This window comes from Mycobacterium sp. (assembly GCF_049608025.1).
Lineage (GTDB): Bacteria > Actinomycetota > Actinomycetes > Mycobacteriales > Mycobacteriaceae > Mycobacterium.
In genome coordinates, this window is sequence record NZ_JBMYXC010000004.1 from 1 (window position 1) to 17,729 (window position 17,729).

18 protein-coding genes and 1 tRNA gene are annotated in these 17,729 nt (G+C 64.6%); 10 read left to right on the forward strand and 9 right to left on the reverse strand.

Translation table 11 applies throughout. The features are described 5' to 3' along the window. Nucleotides 1-85: 85 nt before the first annotated feature. The 3 genes from ACPGXI_RS02310 to ACPGXI_RS02320 are packed head-to-tail and all read left to right on the forward strand — an operon-like array spanning nucleotide 86 to nucleotide 1,906. Nucleotides 86-568 carry a GXWXG domain-containing protein gene (locus ACPGXI_RS02310; RefSeq protein ID WP_526649397.1) on the forward strand — a complete coding sequence of 161 codons (483 nt, stop codon included), beginning with the start codon at nucleotides 86-88 and terminating at the stop codon, nucleotides 566-568. Between the two features lie 18 nt (nucleotides 569-586). Continuing rightward, on the forward strand, nucleotides 587-1,030 hold the full coding sequence (locus tag ACPGXI_RS02315) for a hypothetical protein (protein ID WP_526649399.1): 444 nt from the start codon (nucleotides 587-589) through the stop codon (nucleotides 1,028-1,030). A gap of 51 nt (nucleotides 1,031-1,081) precedes the next feature. Next, nucleotides 1,082-1,906: a crotonase/enoyl-CoA hydratase family protein gene (locus ACPGXI_RS02320; protein WP_526649401.1), complete on the forward strand. Its 825-nt coding sequence runs from the start codon at nucleotides 1,082-1,084 to the stop codon at nucleotides 1,904-1,906. Here the strand turns inward: ACPGXI_RS02320 and ACPGXI_RS02325 are convergent. The 4 genes from ACPGXI_RS02325 to ACPGXI_RS02340 form a co-directional block, all read right to left on the reverse strand. After that, nucleotides 1,893-3,197: an MFS transporter gene (locus ACPGXI_RS02325; RefSeq protein WP_526649403.1), complete on the reverse strand. Its 1,305-nt coding sequence runs from the start codon at nucleotides 3,195-3,197 to the stop codon at nucleotides 1,893-1,895. The two genes, ACPGXI_RS02320 and ACPGXI_RS02325, sit on opposite strands and share 14 nt — an antisense overlap. Before the next feature lie 25 nt (nucleotides 3,198-3,222). Beyond that, nucleotides 3,223-3,861, reverse strand: a complete 639-nt coding sequence (locus ACPGXI_RS02330; protein ID WP_526649405.1) for a hypothetical protein — start codon at nucleotides 3,859-3,861, stop codon at nucleotides 3,223-3,225. 224 nt (nucleotides 3,862-4,085) lie between these two features. After that, nucleotides 4,086-4,988 (reverse strand): LysR substrate-binding domain-containing protein, encoded by a 903-nt coding sequence (locus tag ACPGXI_RS02335; protein WP_526649407.1) that lies wholly within the window; start codon nucleotides 4,986-4,988, stop codon nucleotides 4,086-4,088. A 113-nt stretch (nucleotides 4,989-5,101) separates the two neighbouring features. After that, nucleotides 5,102-5,392 (reverse strand): hypothetical protein, encoded by a 291-nt coding sequence (locus ACPGXI_RS02340; protein ID WP_526649409.1) that lies wholly within the window; start codon nucleotides 5,390-5,392, stop codon nucleotides 5,102-5,104. Between the two features lie 64 nt (nucleotides 5,393-5,456). On the opposite strand from ACPGXI_RS02340, the gene ACPGXI_RS02345 reads away from it, so the two are divergent. Continuing rightward, on the forward strand, nucleotides 5,457-9,173 hold the full coding sequence (locus ACPGXI_RS02345; protein ID WP_526649411.1) for a beta-1,3-glucanase family protein: 3,717 nt from the start codon (nucleotides 5,457-5,459) through the stop codon (nucleotides 9,171-9,173). Between the two features lie 170 nt (nucleotides 9,174-9,343). Here ACPGXI_RS02345 and ACPGXI_RS02350 read toward each other — a convergent pair whose 3' ends face one another. The 3 genes from ACPGXI_RS02350 to ACPGXI_RS02360 all read right to left on the reverse strand — a co-directional run bounded on the left by ACPGXI_RS02350 (nucleotide 9,344) and on the right by ACPGXI_RS02360 (nucleotide 10,914). Next, nucleotides 9,344-10,096, reverse strand: coding sequence for a lysophospholipid acyltransferase family protein (locus ACPGXI_RS02350; RefSeq protein ID WP_526649413.1), 753 nt, complete (start codon nucleotides 10,094-10,096; stop codon nucleotides 9,344-9,346). A 289-nt stretch (nucleotides 10,097-10,385) separates the two neighbouring features. Then, nucleotides 10,386-10,733 carry a hypothetical protein gene (locus ACPGXI_RS02355; protein WP_526649415.1) on the reverse strand — a complete coding sequence of 116 codons (348 nt, stop codon included), beginning with the start codon at nucleotides 10,731-10,733 and terminating at the stop codon, nucleotides 10,386-10,388. Nucleotides 10,734-10,827: 94 nt separating this feature from the next. Next, nucleotides 10,828-10,914, reverse strand: a tRNA-Ser gene (locus tag ACPGXI_RS02360). Between the two features lie 231 nt (nucleotides 10,915-11,145). On the opposite strand from ACPGXI_RS02360, the gene ACPGXI_RS02365 reads away from it, so the two are divergent. After that, nucleotides 11,146-12,120, forward strand: coding sequence for an NAD(P)H-quinone oxidoreductase (locus tag ACPGXI_RS02365; protein WP_526649417.1), 975 nt, complete (start codon nucleotides 11,146-11,148; stop codon nucleotides 12,118-12,120). 14 nt (nucleotides 12,121-12,134) lie between these two features. Here ACPGXI_RS02365 and ACPGXI_RS02370 read toward each other — a convergent pair whose 3' ends face one another. After that, the gene (locus tag ACPGXI_RS02370) at nucleotides 12,135-13,331 is read right to left on the reverse strand and encodes a cysteine desulfurase-like protein (protein ID WP_526649419.1); all 1,197 of its coding nucleotides are present in this window, start codon (nucleotides 13,329-13,331) and stop codon (nucleotides 12,135-12,137) included. Between the two features lie 205 nt (nucleotides 13,332-13,536). Between ACPGXI_RS02370 and ACPGXI_RS02375 the strand changes: the two genes are divergently transcribed. The 4 genes from ACPGXI_RS02375 to wzm are packed head-to-tail and all read left to right on the forward strand — an operon-like array spanning nucleotide 13,537 to nucleotide 16,648. Continuing rightward, a complete protein-coding gene (locus tag ACPGXI_RS02375; RefSeq protein ID WP_526649421.1) occupies nucleotides 13,537-14,061 on the forward strand; it encodes a proteasome activator in 525 nt (174 codons plus the stop codon). Nucleotides 14,062-14,068: 7 nt separating this feature from the next. Next, nucleotides 14,069-14,896, forward strand: coding sequence for a galactan export ABC transporter ATP-binding subunit Wzt/RfbE (wzt, locus tag ACPGXI_RS02380; RefSeq protein ID WP_526649423.1), 828 nt, complete (start codon nucleotides 14,069-14,071; stop codon nucleotides 14,894-14,896). Beyond that, entirely contained in the window at nucleotides 14,889-15,821 is a 933-nt protein-coding gene (gene glfT1, locus ACPGXI_RS02385; RefSeq protein ID WP_526649425.1) for a galactofuranosyltransferase GlfT1, read from the forward strand. Before wzt ends, glfT1 begins: the two co-directional genes overlap by 8 nt. After that, entirely contained in the window at nucleotides 15,818-16,648 is an 831-nt protein-coding gene (gene wzm, locus ACPGXI_RS02390) for a galactan export ABC transporter permease subunit Wzm/RfbD (protein WP_526649427.1), read from the forward strand. The genes glfT1 and wzm overlap by 4 nt, the downstream gene beginning before the upstream one ends. A gap of 10 nt (nucleotides 16,649-16,658) precedes the next feature. On the opposite strand, the gene ACPGXI_RS02395 is transcribed toward wzm, so the two are convergent. Beyond that, nucleotides 16,659-17,102 carry a pyridoxamine 5'-phosphate oxidase family protein gene (locus ACPGXI_RS02395; protein WP_526649598.1) on the reverse strand — a complete coding sequence of 148 codons (444 nt, stop codon included), beginning with the start codon at nucleotides 17,100-17,102 and terminating at the stop codon, nucleotides 16,659-16,661. Nucleotides 17,103-17,200: 98 nt separating this feature from the next. On the opposite strand from ACPGXI_RS02395, the gene ACPGXI_RS02400 reads away from it, so the two are divergent. Next, nucleotides 17,201-17,695 (forward strand): nitroreductase family deazaflavin-dependent oxidoreductase, encoded by a 495-nt coding sequence (locus ACPGXI_RS02400; protein ID WP_526649429.1) that lies wholly within the window; start codon nucleotides 17,201-17,203, stop codon nucleotides 17,693-17,695. The last annotated feature ends 34 nt before the right edge of the window (nucleotides 17,696-17,729 follow it).

Consider the following 17,729-nt stretch of genomic DNA (forward strand, 5'->3'; position numbering starts at 1 on the left):
TGCGAGTTACCGCCGGCTCTCCCGATGAGAACGACGCATTTCTCGAATTCGCCAGCGGCTGGATCACCGAACAGGAAGCGCAAAGATGACGCCAACAGATACTGCACGGAGCACGTTCGCCGAGCTCAAGGGATGCACCGGCCAGATCGCCGAGAGCCGGCTCGATGAGTTCTGGGCCGCGCTGGCCCCTGCCGACATTGACTTCATGATCGGCGAGTGGAAGGGCGGGGAATTCAACACCGGCCATATGGCCAATGGATTCATGAAAAAACTGAATTGGTTCGGCAAAACGTTTCACTCCGCCACCGACGCGAAGCCGCTCGTGTGCATCGATGCCGACGGCAATCGATTCTCCAACACCGAGGCGATGAACGGCGAAGCCAGCCTGTGGATGGAGGAGTTCCGCGGCGAGATGGTCGCCTCGATGGTCTACGACGGTAAGCCGGTGCACGACCATTTCAAGGTCGTCGACGGCAACGCGGTGATCGGGATCATGAACGGCAAGGGTGCACTGGACACCACCTCGGGAACACCCCGCTACCTCTATTTCTATCTCGAACGGGTCTAGCGGCATATCGTGGCGGGAATGAAGACGCGTGCACGGGCGACGGCGGCGACCCTGATCGGTTTCGGGGTGGTTCTCGGTATGACGACGGCATGCCAGCGCACCACCGAGGGATCCGTAGCGCAGACGACCCAGCCGGGCCCGCCGTTGACCTCCGCACCGACGCCCGACAGTCGTGCCCCGTCCATCCCGGGACTGCCCGAGATCACGCTCCCCAACATCCCGCTGCCCACGCGTGACACCGACATCCCTGAAGTTCCCGCCCCGGCGAACGCACTGACCATGAGATGCACGGAATACAACGAACTCGATGAGGCCACTCGGGTGGCGGTGGTCCGCGAGGTCCTCGCCCAGGAAAACAACCCGCTGGGACCCAACGGTGAGTTCGTCGGGCAGATCCTGGCGGACGCGGCCTGCCAGTTCCTCCCCAGCGCCCGGGTGAGCGACGTCCTGATGGGCGGCTAGCCGCCGACCTGATGGGCGGCGCGCCGTGGTGAGTGGCTAGCCTCCTTAGCCATGGGCAGCTCCTACGAATCGGTCACCGTCGACATCGCCGACCGCGTCGCCGAGGTGACGTTGATCGGCCCGGGCAAGGGCAACGCAATGGGTCCGGCGTTCTGGGCCGAACTGCCATTGGTCTTCGCCGAACTGGACGCCGACCCCGACGTCCGGGCGATCGTTCTGACCGGGGCGGGCCGCAATTTCAGCTACGGCCTCGACCTCGCAGCGATGGGGGGCACCCTGTCGCCGATGCTCGCCGACGGTGCCCTGGCCAAACCGCGCGCGGAGTTCCACGCTGAGCTCACGACCATGCAGCAGGCCATCACCGCGGTGGCGGACTGTCGCACGCCGACGGTCGCTTCGGTGCACGGATGGTGCATCGGCGGCGGCGTCGACCTGATCTCGGCCGTCGACATCCGCTACGCGAGCGCCGACGCGAAGTTCTCGGTGCGGGAGGTCAAGCTCGCGATCGTCGCCGACGTCGGCTCGCTGGCCCGGCTGCCGCTCATCGTGTCCGACGGGCATCTGCGCGAACTGGCGCTGACGGGCAAGGACATCGACGCTGCCCGCGCCGAGAAGATCGGCCTGGTCAACGATGTCTACCCCGACCCCGAGGCCTCGCTGGTCGCCGCGCGCGCCACGGCCGCCGAGATTGCCGCCAACCCTCCGCTGGTGGTCAACGGCATCAAGGACGTACTCGACGAGCAACGCACCGCTGCGGTGTCGGCCAGCCTGCGCTACGTCGCCGCGTGGAACTCCGCGTTCCTGGCGTCCAAGGACTTGACCGAGGGCATCACCGCCATGTTCGAGAAGCGGCAGCCGAACTTCACCGGGGAATAGCTCGTCTGCGCAGTCTCCGCCCGTTGGTCTCAGGCAGCGCGGCGACGCAGACAAGGTTGACCAGCGCCAGGCCGCCCATCATCGCAGCCACTGCCCAACCCCCGAATGAGGCGAACAATGTTGGCGACAGCACCGGTGGCAGCGCACCACCGACGATGGCGCCCGTAGTCTGCGACAATGCCGTCCCCGTGTAGCGGTACGGCGCGGCGAAGATCTCCGGCACAAAGGCGGCAAGCGGGCCCATGCAAAAACCGGCGAGGGCGTAGGTCGCCACGATGGCAGCGCCGAACACCATGTGGTCGTTGGTTTCGATCACCGGGAAGACGGCAAATGCCCACGGTGCGGCGATGGCTACGCCACACATGATGATGCGGCGCCGCCCGTACGTATCGCTGAGGATCGCCGAGGCGGCCGCAAACACGATCGCGAACAGCCCACCCACCACGCCCACCAGAAGCACCAGGGTCAAGGAGTAGCCCATGTGGACCGCGGCGTAGTGGGTGAAGAACGTTCCCGCCTGAAAGACCAGCATCGGGGCGCAAATCGCCGCACCCCCGGCCAACAGCACGTGGCCGCCCTGCCGACGAATCACCGCGGCCAGCGGTGGCCCTGCGGGGCGGGTGGGCGCTGCTTTCCCGGTCGACACCGGAGATTCCTGAACCTGCAACCGCACATACAGCGCGGTAGCGATGAGCACCGCGCTGAGTAGGAAGGGGATGCGCCATCCCCATTGAAGGAAGGCCGACCCCGCGCCACCGAACGCGGAATACACCAGCAGGAAGACAAGGTTGGACAGCACCAGCGCCGTACCGAGGCCCAGTTGAGTGAACATGCCATAGAAACCGCGTCTGTCCGCCGGCGCGTGCTCGGCGCTCAAGAGCACCGCGCCGGCCCACTCCCCACCGACGGCGAACCCCTGCACCAGACGCAGACCGATCAACAGCAGCGGCGCAGCCATTCCGATGCTCGCTGTGCTCGGGATAAGACCCACGCCCACGGTGGCGACGCCCATCAGGATGAGCGTGACGACCAGGGTTTGTTTACGACCGATCCGGTCACCGAAATGCCCGAAGACCGCGGCGCCGACCGGACGTACCAGAAATGCAGACGCAAAGGCTCCCAGCGACGCGGTGGTTGCCATCACCCGACCCAAGTCAGGGAAGAACACCGTGGGGAACACCAGGGCTGCGGCAGTGCCATAGATGAAGAAGTCGTAAAACTCGATTGCCGAACCGACATAGCCGGCCATTGAGATTCGCCGTTGCGCGTGGGCCGTGCCTACGTCTGCCATTCCACACGTCTACTGAGAAGCGGCACTATCGGTAACGACGAAGCAGGCTGACTCCGAGCCAGGCAAGACCGGCTCCGAATATGACCGCGCCAACGCGGACCACCGTCATCGGCACCAACCCGCTCAACCCGATTCCGAACACGATGGTGCCGACAATCGTGACGATCGCGGCGCCCGAGTCGACGGTTGACTGTCGGTAGAGCGCCCATGCGAAGAGCACGAATCCGACGACGAAGAGCACACCCGACACCGGAAACGCGAAGGCCACCGATGGCATCGAGGTGCCGTCGCCATAATGTTCGACAACTTGCGGATACTCGACGGCAAGCGTCGGGAAGATGAAAACTTCGGAATAGTCCAAGCCGAAGATGAACAGCATGCTGAGTAGGGCTAGCGCGAATCCGGTGAAACCGACGTATCCGCCGCCCGTGCGTAGGTAGGCGCCGAGCAATGCGATCAACAGGAATATGCCGGCGACCAGCGAAACCATGAAGCCGACGTGGATCCATATCCATCCTGTGCTGGCAACGGTGTCGGGAGGCGCCGAATTCGGATGCGTCAGGTAGGCGAGCGCAACCGCGATGCCACCGACGATCCCGGCGATGCCCGCGCTACGAATCAGTGAATCGGTGATTCGCGAACCCTCCGCGGCTTGTCCAGTCATGCGACATCTCCCTGTCCCGACGATCGTGCACCGGACGAAGCCAGTGGGCCAAGACTATGGCGAGATGCCACTCGAGCAAGGCTCTTTGGTCAGGATGCCTCGGCTCCGGTTGCGTGCCTCAGGCGTTCGAATCGCCACTCAACCTCGGAATCCTCAGCAGGGTAGTGCGATTCGCGGGGCGATTTGCACTTACGTACGGTTCATCGCCTTGCCGCCAGGCGGTTTCACTCGTCGTGGACGTTGCTATCGGCTGCTGCGAGTAGCAGCTCGGCGAACTTGGCGCTGGCGGGTCCCATCCGTTCATGCCTGGCCCAGGCAAGGAAGATCGTCCAATGCACCACCGGCAGGACAGGCACCGCAATCAGATCCTGAAAACGACCAGTTTCGCTGGCGGGCAGGAAGATGCCGCCCAATCCATGTCGCACCAAGCGAGCCGCCAAGGACAAGTCGACGGGAACTTCATAGGGGGTGCGGGGGGTGATACCCGAGGCGGTGAAGGCATTCTCCACAACGCGCCGAAGTCCGACGTCGGAGGGAAAACCTAGGAGGTCCTCCTCGGCCAACTCGGCGATGTCGATGTGTTCGCGCCCGGCCAGGCGATGGTCGGGCCGGCAGACGAAGAGCATCGGCTCCTTGGCCAGCAACCGCATCTCGATACTGGATGGGAAGCGATCCGGCGCTGATACCAATGCCAGGTCGAGTGAACCGTCGGCGATCGCCGTCAGATGCGCCGCGCGCCCAGGCAGGGTGTTCCTCAATCTGATCTGGACAAGCGGGTAGTCGCGGTGAAAATTCCCCAGGATTTCGGGCACATCCAGGGTGCTGAAGGAGATGAGTGATCCGAACTCGACGATTCCCGACAGCTGGCCGCGGTAGTCGCTGATCGCATCCTTCGCCAGACGGGCGGTATGGATCACCCGGCGGGCATGTTCACGGAACAGCTCGCCGGCAGGCGTGATCGTGATCTGCTGCCTGGATCGGTCAAACAGTTCGACGCCGAGTTCTTTTTCCAGCTTGCCCACCGATGTGGACAGCGCGGATTGGACGACTCGGACCCGTTGCGCAGCCCGGGAGAAGTTCATCTCACTGGCCACGGCGATGAAGTACTCGAGCTGGCGCAGTTCCACGTTTGCCACGTTATCAATTGAGTAGATGAAATGGATCGCGATTAGCCGTTGGACTAGATCACTGCGTGTTGCTGTGATGGGCGGATGTTCTTTCAGTCTGGGTGTCATCCGTGCTATTCCAGCCATGTCGGGCGGGTTGGCGCGCTCGCGGTAGCGTTGGGCGTCGGCATGGCGATCGCCTCGCTGCCGGCGGTCGCCTTCGCTGATACGACGAGTTCGAGTTCGTCGGGCCCCTCGTCGCGGGCGGACGCGCCCAGTGCGGACTCCTCTTCGGGTGACTCGTCTTCAGGCGGTTCCTCCACCGATGACAACGACTCGGACGCCACCGACTCGGGCTCGCCGAGCGGGACCGGAACTACGTCCTCGAGAAGCGAAGCTTCCACCGACATTCCGAATACCGACACGCCGAATACCGCTGGGCCGGATGCCTTCGACTCGGCGCTCGAGGACTCGGATGAAACGCCAGAGGTGGACGGCTCCGGTTTGGCTGGGCTTTCGGCCGCCGATGATCCTTCTACCGCCGATGATGTGGTTCCGGTTGAGGCTGCGGGTACGGCTAACACGCTGGAGGGCAGCGATTCTGGTGACAATCCGGCCGCCCCACTGGCCGACCCGCTTGATTGGGCCGCAGCAGCCTACGCGCGTCGCGAGGTCGGCGATGGTCAAGCCACCGGCGCACCGGCCGACACGACGGCTGCAGCGCAGTCGGTGGCACCGAACCCTTCCGGTTCGGCCGCCGTCGCGCCCGCGGCGGATGACGCTCTTTGGTTGTTTGGCGACGGTACCGCCGAGCATCCCGACGCTGGGTTGTTGTGGGGCAACGGATTCAGCTGGGATGCAAGCACATGCACGGGCAACGTGGCCTGCCATGGCGGCTCGGCCGGGTGGTTCGGCGATGGCGGTGCCGGCTTCAACGGGGGCAACGGCGGCAACGGCGGGCAGTACTTCGGCAACGGCGGCGACGGTGGAACCGGTACGGCGGCGACCACCCCCGGCGGCACGGGCGGAGACGGCGGGAACGGCGGTAGCGCTGGATTTTTCGGTGGCAGCGGCGGGTCCGGCGGCGCGGGCGGGTCAGGCGCTGCCGGTACCCACGGCATGGCGGGGGGCGCCCCTGGCGCATCGGGTGCCAACGGCACTGTCGGCGGCAATGGCGGTGCCGGCGGTGCCGGTGGGTCGGGCAGCTTCTGGTTCGGCCGCGGCGGCAACGGTGGGGCAGGAGGCAGCGCGGGGGCCGGCGGCAACGGCGGCAACGGCGCGGACGGCGCAGACGCTACCGCTGCAGGAGGTGACGGCGAGGACGGCGGGTCCGGCGGCGACGGTGCGGCCGGTGGGGTCGGCGGGTCCGGCGGTGCGGGCGCGAGCAGCGTATTCGGCGGGGCCGGCATCGTTGGCGTTGGTGGTGACGGCGGAGCCGGCGGCAATGCCGGGGCGCCGGGCGATGGCGGTGACGGCGCCGATGGCGATGCTCTCACTCGCGAGGGCGGTACCGGCGGTGCCGGCGGCGAACCAGGTAGGGCTGGGGTTGGTGGTCTGGCCGGTACCGGCAACACTGGCGGTCTAGGCGGTATCGGCGGTGCCGTCGTAACCCGCCCGGCCCGCAATGGCCGAGATGGCGACGACCATGTTCTGCCGACTGCGGGCACTGCGCCGGTGGCTGTCGACGACGCTTTCAGCACCCCCGAGAACACCGCTGTGGTCGGTGACGTGTTGGCCAACGACACCGACATCGACGCTGACGTGCTCAGCGCAACGCTCGGCTCCGGCGCGGCCCACGGCAGCGTGGACCTCAGCCCGAACGGCTGGTTCACCTACACCCCGAATGCCGACTTCAGCGGCACCGATGAGTTCACCTACACCGCCTCCGACGGCACCGCCAACAGCGATGCCGCCACCGTGACGCTCACCGTGACCATGGTCGACGGCCCACAACCCGGCGCGGCGCCCACCCCGCTTGGCGCCTTGGCGGACGGCCGAACGTTGATGCTCGTCGGCCAGACGTTCGAGCAGGAGTACAGCGACTTCATCGAGGGGACGGGGTTGACTCCGGCCGGCTCCTCGCACTACGCCACCTTCTACTGGGGAACTGTCGAGCAGGGCGACGATGGCCCCAACGCCGAATTCTTGGACTATGTCCGTGAGAACGATCTAGGTGACTACGCCATGGTTGCTCTGAGCCTCAAGGACAACGTTCAGGCCGGCGGATACGGACAGATGGTCAATCCGAACGCCGCCGACTACAACTCGAATGCCACCTGGGAAGCGTTGGTGGATATTCGAAACGGTCTGTGGGATAACCAAATCGACAGTTTCGCTCAAACTATCGCCACCCGTCCCGACACACAGTTTCTGCTGCGAGTGGGATACGAGGTCGGCATTCCCCTCTTCGCCTACAAAGGCGATCAATACGTCAACGACTGGCTCAACGAAAAGGCCAGCGCCGGAATCAATGTGTTCGACAATCCTGATGCCTACCCCGAACTTGACCGCACGGCCTTCATCGACGCCTACAATCACATCGTCGATCGCATCGAATCGCAGGCGACCAACGTCGAGTTTGGCTACCATCCCGTGCGCGGATTGAACGACACGCAGTGGCTATATCCGGGACCGGAAAATGTTGACTGGGTTGGTTTCTCGGTCTTCAACCACGATGTCGGCATGGAAGCCTACGGAATCACGAATGCGCCGGGTCAACGAATTGACCCGAACCTCGCCCTGTCCATGGATTTTGTTCAGACACAGGGCCACCAAATCGTCATTGCCGAGTCGGCGGCGCAGAATCCGGCCGCGAGCGATCCGAACCTCTTCATCGAATACCTGGACCGCTTGAACGATGTGGTTGAGCAGTACGATGTCTCGGCGCTGGCCTACATCAATTCCGATTGGCCGGCACATGGATGGGGCTCGGAATGGGGCGATTCCCGGGTAGAGGTCAACGCGGCGGTAGAAACGTTTTTCCTCGACAACTTCGGCGCGGGCACCCGCTACGTCTACAGCGACGTCGATAGCGATTCCTCGCCGAGACCGGCCCCCGAGCCCCCGCCCTCGTCGGCGCCGGTCGGCTCATTCCCGGTGTCGGTGGTCAACAACACCGGCGGGGCCTTCCTCGACGACGAGATCTTTGTGACCATCCTGGGTCAGGCGCCGCCAGGCACTTGGTCCTGGGTGGACGCGGCCGGGGTGGCTCATCCGCTGGACCACACGGCCGCCGACGCACCGGGCCATCTTGAGAAGGACGGGGTGAACTACGCCAATATGTCTTTCACCCTCGGTGAAGCGGACAGCTTGCGGGTTCCGCCTGAAATACAAGGCACCCGGATGTACATCTCGATGGGGCAGCCACTTCTCATCGGCATCAGCGCCGATGATCGGAGTTGGGCCGGGCCCGACCCCACCTACCAACTGGACCCCAACTACGGCACGGTCTATGACTATTTCGAGCTCACCTACGACCACGGCCATATTCCTTTCGGCGCCAACACGACACAGGTCGACATGTTCGCCCTGCCGATCAAGTTCAACCTCGTGCAGACCGCCAGCGGCTTCTCGGCTACCCGCGGTCTTGACGTGACTCGAAGCGACGTGTTTGCCAACTTCGAGCAGGCGCTGCCGGCGGCGTTCCAGGCGCTGGTTGTCAACGATGTCTCGGGCAACCCACTGCGGATCTTGTCTCCACGGACGACGCAGCCGGGAGCATTGGCCGACTGGCTCGATGAGCCGGTCGACGATTTCTGGGAGACCTTCGCCAACCAACCCTTCACCCACAACGGACCGGGGTATACCGTCAGCGGCGGCATCGACGCCGCTTCTCAACTGTTCGAGTACACCGTGACCCCCGTCGGGGGCGCGCCATCGGGGTACACAATGGCCAAGCCCACGACGGCGGAAGTCTTTGCCGCTGACGGCCCCTTCGCTGGCACGGGCCTCCAGGTCCTGTTTCTCGCTGAGCTCGATGCCGCTCTCAACCGGGGTGTAGCCAGTACGCCCGCCCAGTGGAACAACGTCGCGGCTTACTATCCAGATGGGCAGCGCTGGAACCCCTACGCCAAGCTCTTCCACGACATCGGCATAGCGGGGTTGGCCTACGGCTTCCCCTACGACGACGTCAACGACCAAAGCTCGGTACTGATCCTCAACAACGCCGAACCGGCAGACGAGCTCGTGATTTCCATCGGATACTGAATCCCCGCTTCACGATTGCGAGCCGACGCCCTGCCGAGCGGTCTTCGCAAACAGATGGCGGTATCGAACACGCGGCCGCCGAGAGGGCCGGGTGACTTCAAGAAGATCTCGACCATATTCGAGACCAGAAAAGGGTCGTCTCAAATGCTCAAAAGTGAGACCTCGACGCCCTATTGCTGAAGTGGGGTATGCCCCGCGGCCCTAGCCGCGGCCTCGGCAGCGTTAATCCGAACCGCCTCGGCCAAAGTCGGTGCCCCGCCGCCCAGTCGACGCGGCACCCAGTACGCGCCGGCTGGGTGATGATATTGCTCTTGCGCCTCATGCAACAGTGTGGCCATCGACTCACGTAGCGCAGCATCGGTCTGCGCGACGTCTTCGGCGGCCCGGAATGGTGCACCCACCGCGACGGTGACCGGCACCTTTCTGGGGCCGAGACTCTTTGGCTGGCCCTTGGTCCAGATCCGCTGGGTACCCCAGACAATCACCGGAACGATCGGAACATCGGCCTGGGCGGCCATCCGGGCCGCCCCCAACTTAAAATCCTGGAGTTCGAAGCTGCGACTGATCGTTGCCTCCGGATAGACCCCGACCAATTCCCCATCGCGTAACCGCTGCACCGCCATTGCGTATGCGTCGGCCCCGGCGCTGCGATCCACCGGAATGGTTTTGGTGTGCGTGATCGCGAAATTGATCAACTTCACCCGCTGCAGCTCGGCCTTGACCATGAACCTCAGCCAACGGCGCCGGCGACGCGCAACCAGCCCGGCCGCCAGCCAGTCGACATAGCTGGTGTGGTTGATGGCGAGCACGGCGCCGCCGCGATCCGGGATGTTCTCCTCGCCCATGTAGGTGATGCGGGCTCCGGTGGCCAGTAAGAACGTCCGGGTCATGGCCACCATCGTGCTGTAGGTCATTTCCGTCACCGGTTAATCCTCCTGCGTTCTGGCCGGAATGGGCAACCACGTCCCAGCGGGCCGCCTCAGAACTCACCGACCGGACGACGGGCGATATTGTTCTTACGCCCGCAAACTCTTGCGCCCGCCAACTTCCCCCGGTTTGGCGGGGCTTTCCATCTTGGATTGGCGTCCTGCTGGTTGGAGGGTAGCCGGTCAGGTTTTTCAGCCCAGCATCAACCAGCAACCGAAGGCTTCGAGGCAACAGAAGCGCCAACCACGGTGTGGCGGAGGGCGGATGCCAGTTGAGCAAGCCGCCTTACTGCGCCGCCGCCTCGAAGAATTGACGGACAGAGCCATCGAGGGCTGTTCCGGCGAGACGATCTGCGAAGACTCTTACATCTCCGGTCGCGGCAGCCCTCGATGAGCGGTGGTCGTAGGTCACCACCGCGGTGAGCTCGTCAGCGGTTTGGGCAGCGCAGGCACGATAGATAGCGTCGAAGGAACGCAGCAAATCTGTTCCGATAGTTTCAGTAACATCGATCACTTCGTCGGTGACGACAAAGAATGTGTCGAGATCTTCGTCAAGAGTTCGTTGGCCGTTGGCAACGATCTCGGCGGCCCCAACACGGAGAGCGCGGTCCGCATCAGCTCGACTGCGGCCCACCGCACTCGTCACATGGTCGGGCTCATGTGTCAGCTTGTGTCACATCGAGGGTTTTCGGCTCCTACCGGGCGGACCCGGAAATCGCAGTGAACTGCGGTGGCGGAGGGATTTGAACCCCCGGTCGGTTTTAGCCGACTCTCGCTTTCAAGGCGAGTGCATTAGGCCGCTCTGCCACGCCACCGCGGGATAGTCTAAACGCGCGCTCTCCCGGGCGACGGCGCGTTGGACTTCAGGCCGGCGCTGATCCATCTGCAGTTCTCCCCCACCGCCGCGTTGTTCAGCAACGTCCAGAGCTAGAGGATCGCTCGCCGTGCGGCCCCCGATGGTCCCCGCCATCTGCAGATCACAGAAGAGCACCGCGGTTGGGTTAGTCGACCAACTTGTGTTTCCGCAGCGTAGTAGCGTTGCGTGAATGCTCGCGATCGTGGCCGAATCTCCCGACCGACTCGTCTGGCAACCCGTCCCGGACGTCGCGCCCGCAGCCGGCGAAGTCCTCATCAAGGTCGTCGCCGCGGGGGTCAACCGCGCGGACCTGCTGCAAGCCGCAGGAAAATACCCACCCCCACCTGGCGCCAGCGAGACCATCGGCCTGGAAATCTCGGGAACGATCATGGCCATCGGTGCGCACGTCACAGGGTGGTCCCCGGGGCAAGAGGTCTGCGCTTTACTCGCCGGCGGTGGCTACGCGGAATACGTGACCGTTCCCGCGGGCCAGGTTCTGCCCCGACCCAGTGGCGTCGCGCTGCCACACGCCGCGGCGCTGCCAGAGGTCGCCTGCACCGTGTGGTCGAACCTGGTGATGACCGCCGGCCTGCGCGCGTCGCAGCTGCTTCTCATCCACGGCGGCGCCAGCGGCATCGGCACCCACGCCATCCAGGTGGCCCGCGCCTTGAACTGCCGGGTCGCCGTCACTGCGGGCTCTCGCAACAAGCTGGACCTCTGCGCCGAGTTGGGTGCCGAGATCAACATCGACTACCGCAATGAGGACTTCGTCGAGGTTGTGCGCGGCGCCGGAGGAGCTGACGTCATCCTCGATATCATCGGCGCGGCCTACCTCGACCGCAACGTCGATGCGCTCGCCACCGACGGCCGGTTGGTCATCATCGGCATGCAAGGCGGCGCGAAGGCAGAGCTCAATATCGGCAAGCTGCTCGCCAAACGCGCCGGCGTACTCGCGACCGCGCTTCGATCCCGACCAGTGGAAGGCCCCGGCGGCAAGAGCGACATCGTCGCAAGGGTGGTCGATGATGTCTGGCCGATGGTGGCTGACGGCATGGTACGGCCGGTGATCGGCGCAGAGTTCCCGATGGCCGAGGCCCAAGCCGCCCATGAGCTGCTCGCATCGGGCGATGTGTCTGGCAAAGTGCTACTGCGCGTTGACCACTGAGGCTGAGCCTGGCCTCAGCCGAGCGACGCGAGCGCCCGCACCAGCTGGTCGACCTCGGCGGCGGTGCTGTAGTGCGACAGACCGACCGTCACCGCCCCACCGATGTCGGTGACGCCGATCAAGTCCAGCACGCGCGAGCTCGCGTTCGCTATCGTCAAGACGCCGTTGTCGGCCAGTCGCTGCACCACACGCTCGGCGGGCACGTTTTCGATCGCGAAGGTCAGCACCGGGATGCGTTCTTCCGGGCTACCGATCACCATCACCGTCGACAACGAACGCAACGACGCCAGAAGGTAATCGAACAGTCCGCTCATGTAGGCCGCCGACGACTGCATCGAGAGCGAAAGCCGCTCACGGCGGGTTCCCTGCGCCGAATCGTCCAGATTCGCAAGGTATTCGATGCTCGCGACCATGCCGCCGAGCATCCCGAACTGGTGGGCACCGAGCTCTAGGCGGGCTGGGCCGGTGGCATTGGGATCCAACGACACCGGCCCGAATGCGTCGATGACTGACGGGTCGCGGAAGACCAGAGCACCGACCGGCGGGCCACCCCACGCGACGGCGTTGACCGCGACCACATCGGCATCGATCTCATTGATGTCGATCAGCCGGTAGGGGGCGGCAGCCGAGTGGTCGACGACAACGAGTCCACCTACGTCGTGCACCAATTTGGTGACCTCGCGCAGCTCGGTGACCGTTCCCAAGATCGAAGACGCGGAGGTAACCGCCAGCAGCCGAGTGGGCCGTGCCACCAGGGCTTCCCATTGCCAGATCGGCAGCTCACCGGTCTCGATGTCCACCTCAGCCCACTTCACATTGGCGCCGTAGCGGTCCGCGGCGCGCAGCCATGGGGCGATATTCGCCTCATCGTCCAGGCGCGTCACCACCACCTCGCAGCCCAGTCCGACACGGGCCGACGCAGCATCGGCGAGCGACATCAGCAACACCGCGCGGTCGGCACCCAACACCACCCCGGCCGGATCGGCGTTGACCAGATCCGCAACCGCCCGGCGTGCGGCGTCGAGCACCGCGGCGCTGCGCCGGGCAGACGGGTGCGGGCCGGCTGTGCTGGGCATCGAACCGCGGAAGGCAGTGGAGACAGCACGGCTGACGGAGTCCGGTAGCAGCATGCCGTTCTGGGCGTCCATATGCACCCAACCATCGCCAAGCGACGGGTGCAGTCCACGCACCCGGGCGACGTCATATCCCATGTCAACCCACCTTAGTGCGTCGGTGAATTCCGTCGTACCAGTCCGGATGCCAACCGGATCATCCCGCCGAACCGGAACAGATCATCTGGACCGCCATACTAGTCCAGCGAGCTTCTGCAGCGGAGCACGCTATTCGAGCCCCGCGCCCCTGGTCGGCGCGGAGCCCAGCCACAATGGGAAAGCGATGCTGGGGCACTCTAGGGACATGACAACCAACACCGACGACGACAACATCGAGATCATCGGCGCCGGCTCGGACGACGAACTGGAAGATCAGGACGTCGTCCGCGACGGGCAGTCGCTGACCGACCTCGTCGAGCAGCCCGCCAAGGTGATGCGGATCGGCACGATGATCAAGCAACTGCTGGAGGAGGTGCGGGTGGCGCCACTGGACGATGCCAGCCGCGGCCGTCTACGCGACATCCACCGCACCAGCATCAGTGAGCTGGAGGAGGGGTTGGCGCCCGAGTTACGTGATGAGCTGGAGCGGCTGACGTTGCCGTTCACCGAGGACGCGGTGCCATCAGATGCCGAACTGCGCATCGCTCAGGCCCAGCTGGTCGGCTGGCTTGAGGGGCTCTTCCACGGCATCCAGACCGCGCTGTTCGCCCAGCAGATGGCGGCCCGCCAACAACTCGAGCAGATGCGCCAGGGCGCTCTTCCCCCTGGTATCGGCGCGCCGGGGCAACGAGGTGGCCCCGGGCATCCCGGCACCGGTCAGTACCTGTGAGGTCAGTGTGGCCCGTTCCGCTGAACCGGTAAACCCGCATGAACCGCGCATCGAGGCGCGGAATGCGTGGGTGGAGTTCCCGATCTTCGACGCCAAGACGCGCTCGCTGAAGAAGGCGTTTCTCGGCAAGGCCGGGGGTGCGATCGGACGCAACGACTCCAACGTCGTGGTGATCGAGGCCCTGCGAGACATCACGATGTCACTGCAGATGGGCGACCGGGTCGGCCTCGTCGGACACAACGGCGCGGGCAAGTCGACGCTGCTGCGGTTGCTCTCGGGCATCTACGAACCGACGCGCGGCGTGGCAACCGTGCGCGGTCGGGTCGCGCCGGTGTTCGATCTGGGTGTCGGAATGGACCCAGAGATCTCCGGATTCGAGAACATCATCATCCGCGGCCTATTTCTCGGGCAGACCCGCAAGCAGATGCTGGCCAAGGTGGACGAGATCGCCGAGTTCACCGAACTCGGCGACTACCTGTCGATGCCGCTGCGCACCTACTCGACCGGGATGCGGGTCCGACTGGCGATGGGAGTGGTGACCAGCATCGACCCCGAGATCCTGCTGCTCGATGAGGGTATCGGTGCCGTCGACGCGGAGTTCATGAAGAAGGCCCAGACCCGGCTGGCCGCCCTCGTGGAGCGCTCCGGCATCCTCGTCTTTGCCAGCCATTCCAACGAGTTTCTGGCACGGTTGTGCAACACCGCGATGTGGATCGACCACGGCACGGTGAAGCTGACCGGTGAGATCGAGGATGTGGTGCGGGCCTACGAAGGCGAGGACGCAGCCCGCCATGTACGCGAGGTTCTCGAGGAGACAGCACACACTCATGAGTGACGCGGTCGGCCGGGAGCAGTCAATCGTCGCAGTCGTCGTCACCCATCGACGTCCCGACGAGCTCGCCAAGTCGTTGGACGCCGTGTGCTCGCAGAGCCGACGACCCAACCACCTGATCGTCGTGGACAACGATCATGACGAACGAGTGCGTGACCTGGTCGCCGGCCAAGCCGTTCCGACCACCTATCTCGGCTCCCAGCGAAACCTCGGTGGCGCAGGAGGTTTCGCGCTCGGCATTCTTCATGCGCTGGCCCTGGGCGCGGAGTGGGTCTGGCTGGCCGACGACGACGGCCGCCCGCAGGACGCCCTCGTGCTGGCCACGTTGCTGGCCTGCGCACAGTCGCACGGACTGGCCGAGGTCTCACCGATGATCTGCGACATAGACGATCCCGAACGTCTGGCGTTCCCGTTGCGGCGCGGGCTGTCGTGGCGGCGCCGAGTGAGCGAACTGCGCACCGACTCTGCCAGTCCGAACTTGATGCCGAACATCGCGCACTTGTTCAACGGCGCGCTTTTTCGCGCGGCCACCTTCGAGGCCACCGGGGTGCCGGATCTGCGACTGTTCTTCCGCGGCGACGAAACTGAGCTCCACCGTCGACTGCTGCGTTCCGGGCTGCCGTTCGGTACGTGCCTCGATGCGGCATACCTGCATCCGCAAGGAGGCGACGAATTCAAGCCGATACTGGGCGGCCGCATGCACGCCCAGTATCCCGACAACCCGACCAAGCGGTATTTCACCTACCGCAACCGGGGTTACCTGCAATCCCAGCCGGGTATGCGCGCGCTACTGCCCCAGGAGTGGCTGCGATTCGGCTGGTACTTCCTCATCTCTCAACGAGACCCCGCCGGGCTGCGGGAATGGATTCGATTGCGGCGTCTGGGCCGCCGCGAGAGGTTTGGCCGCGACGGGGGGAGAAACCTATGACCTTCACAGATGCCGCCGCGCAGTCCAAGACATTTCGGCGCGCGTGGGCTGACCTTGTCGGCGGCTTCGGCAAACGCGAACTGTGGCTACATCTGGGTTGGCAGGACATCAAGCAGCGCTATCGGCGCTCGGTGCTCGGGCCGTTCTGGATCACGATCGCGACCGGCACGACTGCAGTCGCGATGGGTGGTCTGTACTCGAAGTTGTTCAAGCTCGAACTCTCCGAGCATCTTCCGTATGTCACGCTGGGCCTGATCATCTGGAACCTGATCAACGCCTCGATCCTCGAGGGTTCCGAGGTCTTCATCGCCAACGAAGGCCTGATCAAACAACTCCCGACGCCACTATCGGTTCATGTCTACCGGCTGGTGTGGCGGCAGATGATCCTGTTCGGGCACAACATCGTCATTTTCGTGATCATCGCGATCATCTTCCCCAAGCCCTGGCAGTGGACCGATCTGACGTTCATCCCGGCGCTGTTCCTGATCGCGTTGAACTGTGTCTGGGTAGCGCTGTGTTTCGGCATTCTGGCCACCCGTTACCGCGACATCGGCCCCTTGCTGGCCAGCCTGGTGCAGCTGTTGTTCTTCATGACGCCGATCATCTGGAACGAGTCGACGCTGCAGGCGCAGGGCGCCGGAAAGTGGGCCCGGATCGTCGAGCTGAATCCGTTGCTGCACTACCTGGATATCGTCCGGGCCCCGCTGCTCGGCGCCGAGCAGGAGTTGCGGCACTGGGTGGTGGTGTTGTCGTTGACGTTGATCGGTTGGATCTTCGCCGCCCTCGCTATGCGCCAGTACCGTTCGCGGGTGCCCTACTGGGTCTGACGGTCTCTGATCAGCTGACCAGCGGGGGGCCGTCCGGTTCCGGGCCGAAGACAAATCGGCGCCCGGACAACGTGTCGGGTGTGACCCGTACAAAGCGCAACTTCTGGGTCGCTACCCAGGGGAAGAGCCCGGCGCGCCGTGCGTCATCGACCTCCTCCGAGGTGGACAGCGCACGTGCGGTGCCGCGCAGCACCACGCTCCACCCGCCGGAGACGTTGTGGTCGTCGGCCTCGAACAGCACGTGTTCATTGAGCACCGCGGTCAGCAGTTTCGTGCCCTCGGCGGTGCGGAACAGCAGTGTGCGGTGCTGGACGACGAAGTTGACGGGAAAGATCTCGGTCCATCCGTCCACGGTCGTCACGAGTCTGCCCAACGAGACGCCGGACAGAAGATCCCAGCTTTCCGCCTCGGTGAGTTCGGTTACCGGTGTGTCCGGATCAGTAGTCGCGTCCATGCTCATGATGTTCCTCGACGGCAGCCACCCGCCCTAGGGCCCAATGGCACTTCCCTGCGCCTGCGACATGAGCGACCAGTGGCCTGTAGCTTCCACATATGACAGCTTCGCGCCGCCGCATGGGCATCTACGAGCGCACCCTCGAGCGGTTCGGCCGGTCATCGCCCGGTAACTGGTTTCTCACCCGCGTTGCGCCGCGCATCGATCCTCCCCTGCTGCGCCTCACCGGCGGTCGGTTCAGCAGTGCCTATCCGGTGCCGGTGATGCTGTTGACCACAACCGGGGCCAAGAGCGGTTTGGCCCGGCAACTGCCGCTTCTCTATACGATCGACGGCGATTCGCTGATCCTGGTCGCATCGAACTACGGCCGACACGGCCACCCCGCGTGGTATCGAAACCTGACGGCCAACCCAACAGTTGAGGTACTCGCGGGTAAACACCGCGGAAAATACACCGCCGCGGAGATCACCGATCCGGCCGAACGCGCGGACGCGTGGGCGAAAGCTCTCGATGTGTACGCCGGCTACGGCGACTACGAGGCGCGGGCCGGTGGCAGGACTATCCCGCTCATCCGGTTGCGGCGGTCCGCGTAGCGACGCCGGCGCCCGGGTGACCACTTGAACGTAC

What these genes read in the sequence shown, in the direction of transcription:
- ACPGXI_RS02310 (WP_526649397.1), top strand. Translation starts at nt 86, where the DNA reads ATGACGCCAACAGATACTGCACGGAGCACGTTCGCCGAGCTCAAGGGA.
- ACPGXI_RS02315 (WP_526649399.1), top strand. Translation starts at nt 587, where the DNA reads ATGAAGACGCGTGCACGGGCGACGGCGGCGACCCTGATCGGTTTCGGG.
- ACPGXI_RS02320 (WP_526649401.1), top strand. Translation starts at nt 1,082, where the DNA reads ATGGGCAGCTCCTACGAATCGGTCACCGTCGACATCGCCGACCGCGTC.
- ACPGXI_RS02325 (WP_526649403.1), bottom strand. Translation starts at nt 3,197, where the DNA reads ATGGCAGACGTAGGCACGGCCCACGCGCAACGGCGAATCTCAATGGCC.
- ACPGXI_RS02330 (WP_526649405.1), bottom strand. Translation starts at nt 3,861, where the DNA reads ATGACTGGACAAGCCGCGGAGGGTTCGCGAATCACCGATTCACTGATT.
- ACPGXI_RS02365 (WP_526649417.1), top strand. Translation starts at nt 11,146, where the DNA reads ATGCTCGCGATCGTGGCCGAATCTCCCGACCGACTCGTCTGGCAACCC.
- ACPGXI_RS02370 (WP_526649419.1), bottom strand. Translation starts at nt 13,331, where the DNA reads ATGGGATATGACGTCGCCCGGGTGCGTGGACTGCACCCGTCGCTTGGC.
- ACPGXI_RS02375 (WP_526649421.1), top strand. Translation starts at nt 13,537, where the DNA reads ATGACAACCAACACCGACGACGACAACATCGAGATCATCGGCGCCGGC.
- glfT1 (WP_526649425.1), top strand. Translation starts at nt 14,889, where the DNA reads ATGAGTGACGCGGTCGGCCGGGAGCAGTCAATCGTCGCAGTCGTCGTC.
- wzm (WP_526649427.1), top strand. Translation starts at nt 15,818, where the DNA reads ATGACCTTCACAGATGCCGCCGCGCAGTCCAAGACATTTCGGCGCGCG.
- ACPGXI_RS02395 (WP_526649598.1), bottom strand. Translation starts at nt 17,102, where the DNA reads ATGGACGCGACTACTGATCCGGACACACCGGTAACCGAACTCACCGAG.
- ACPGXI_RS02400 (WP_526649429.1), top strand. Translation starts at nt 17,201, where the DNA reads ATGACAGCTTCGCGCCGCCGCATGGGCATCTACGAGCGCACCCTCGAG.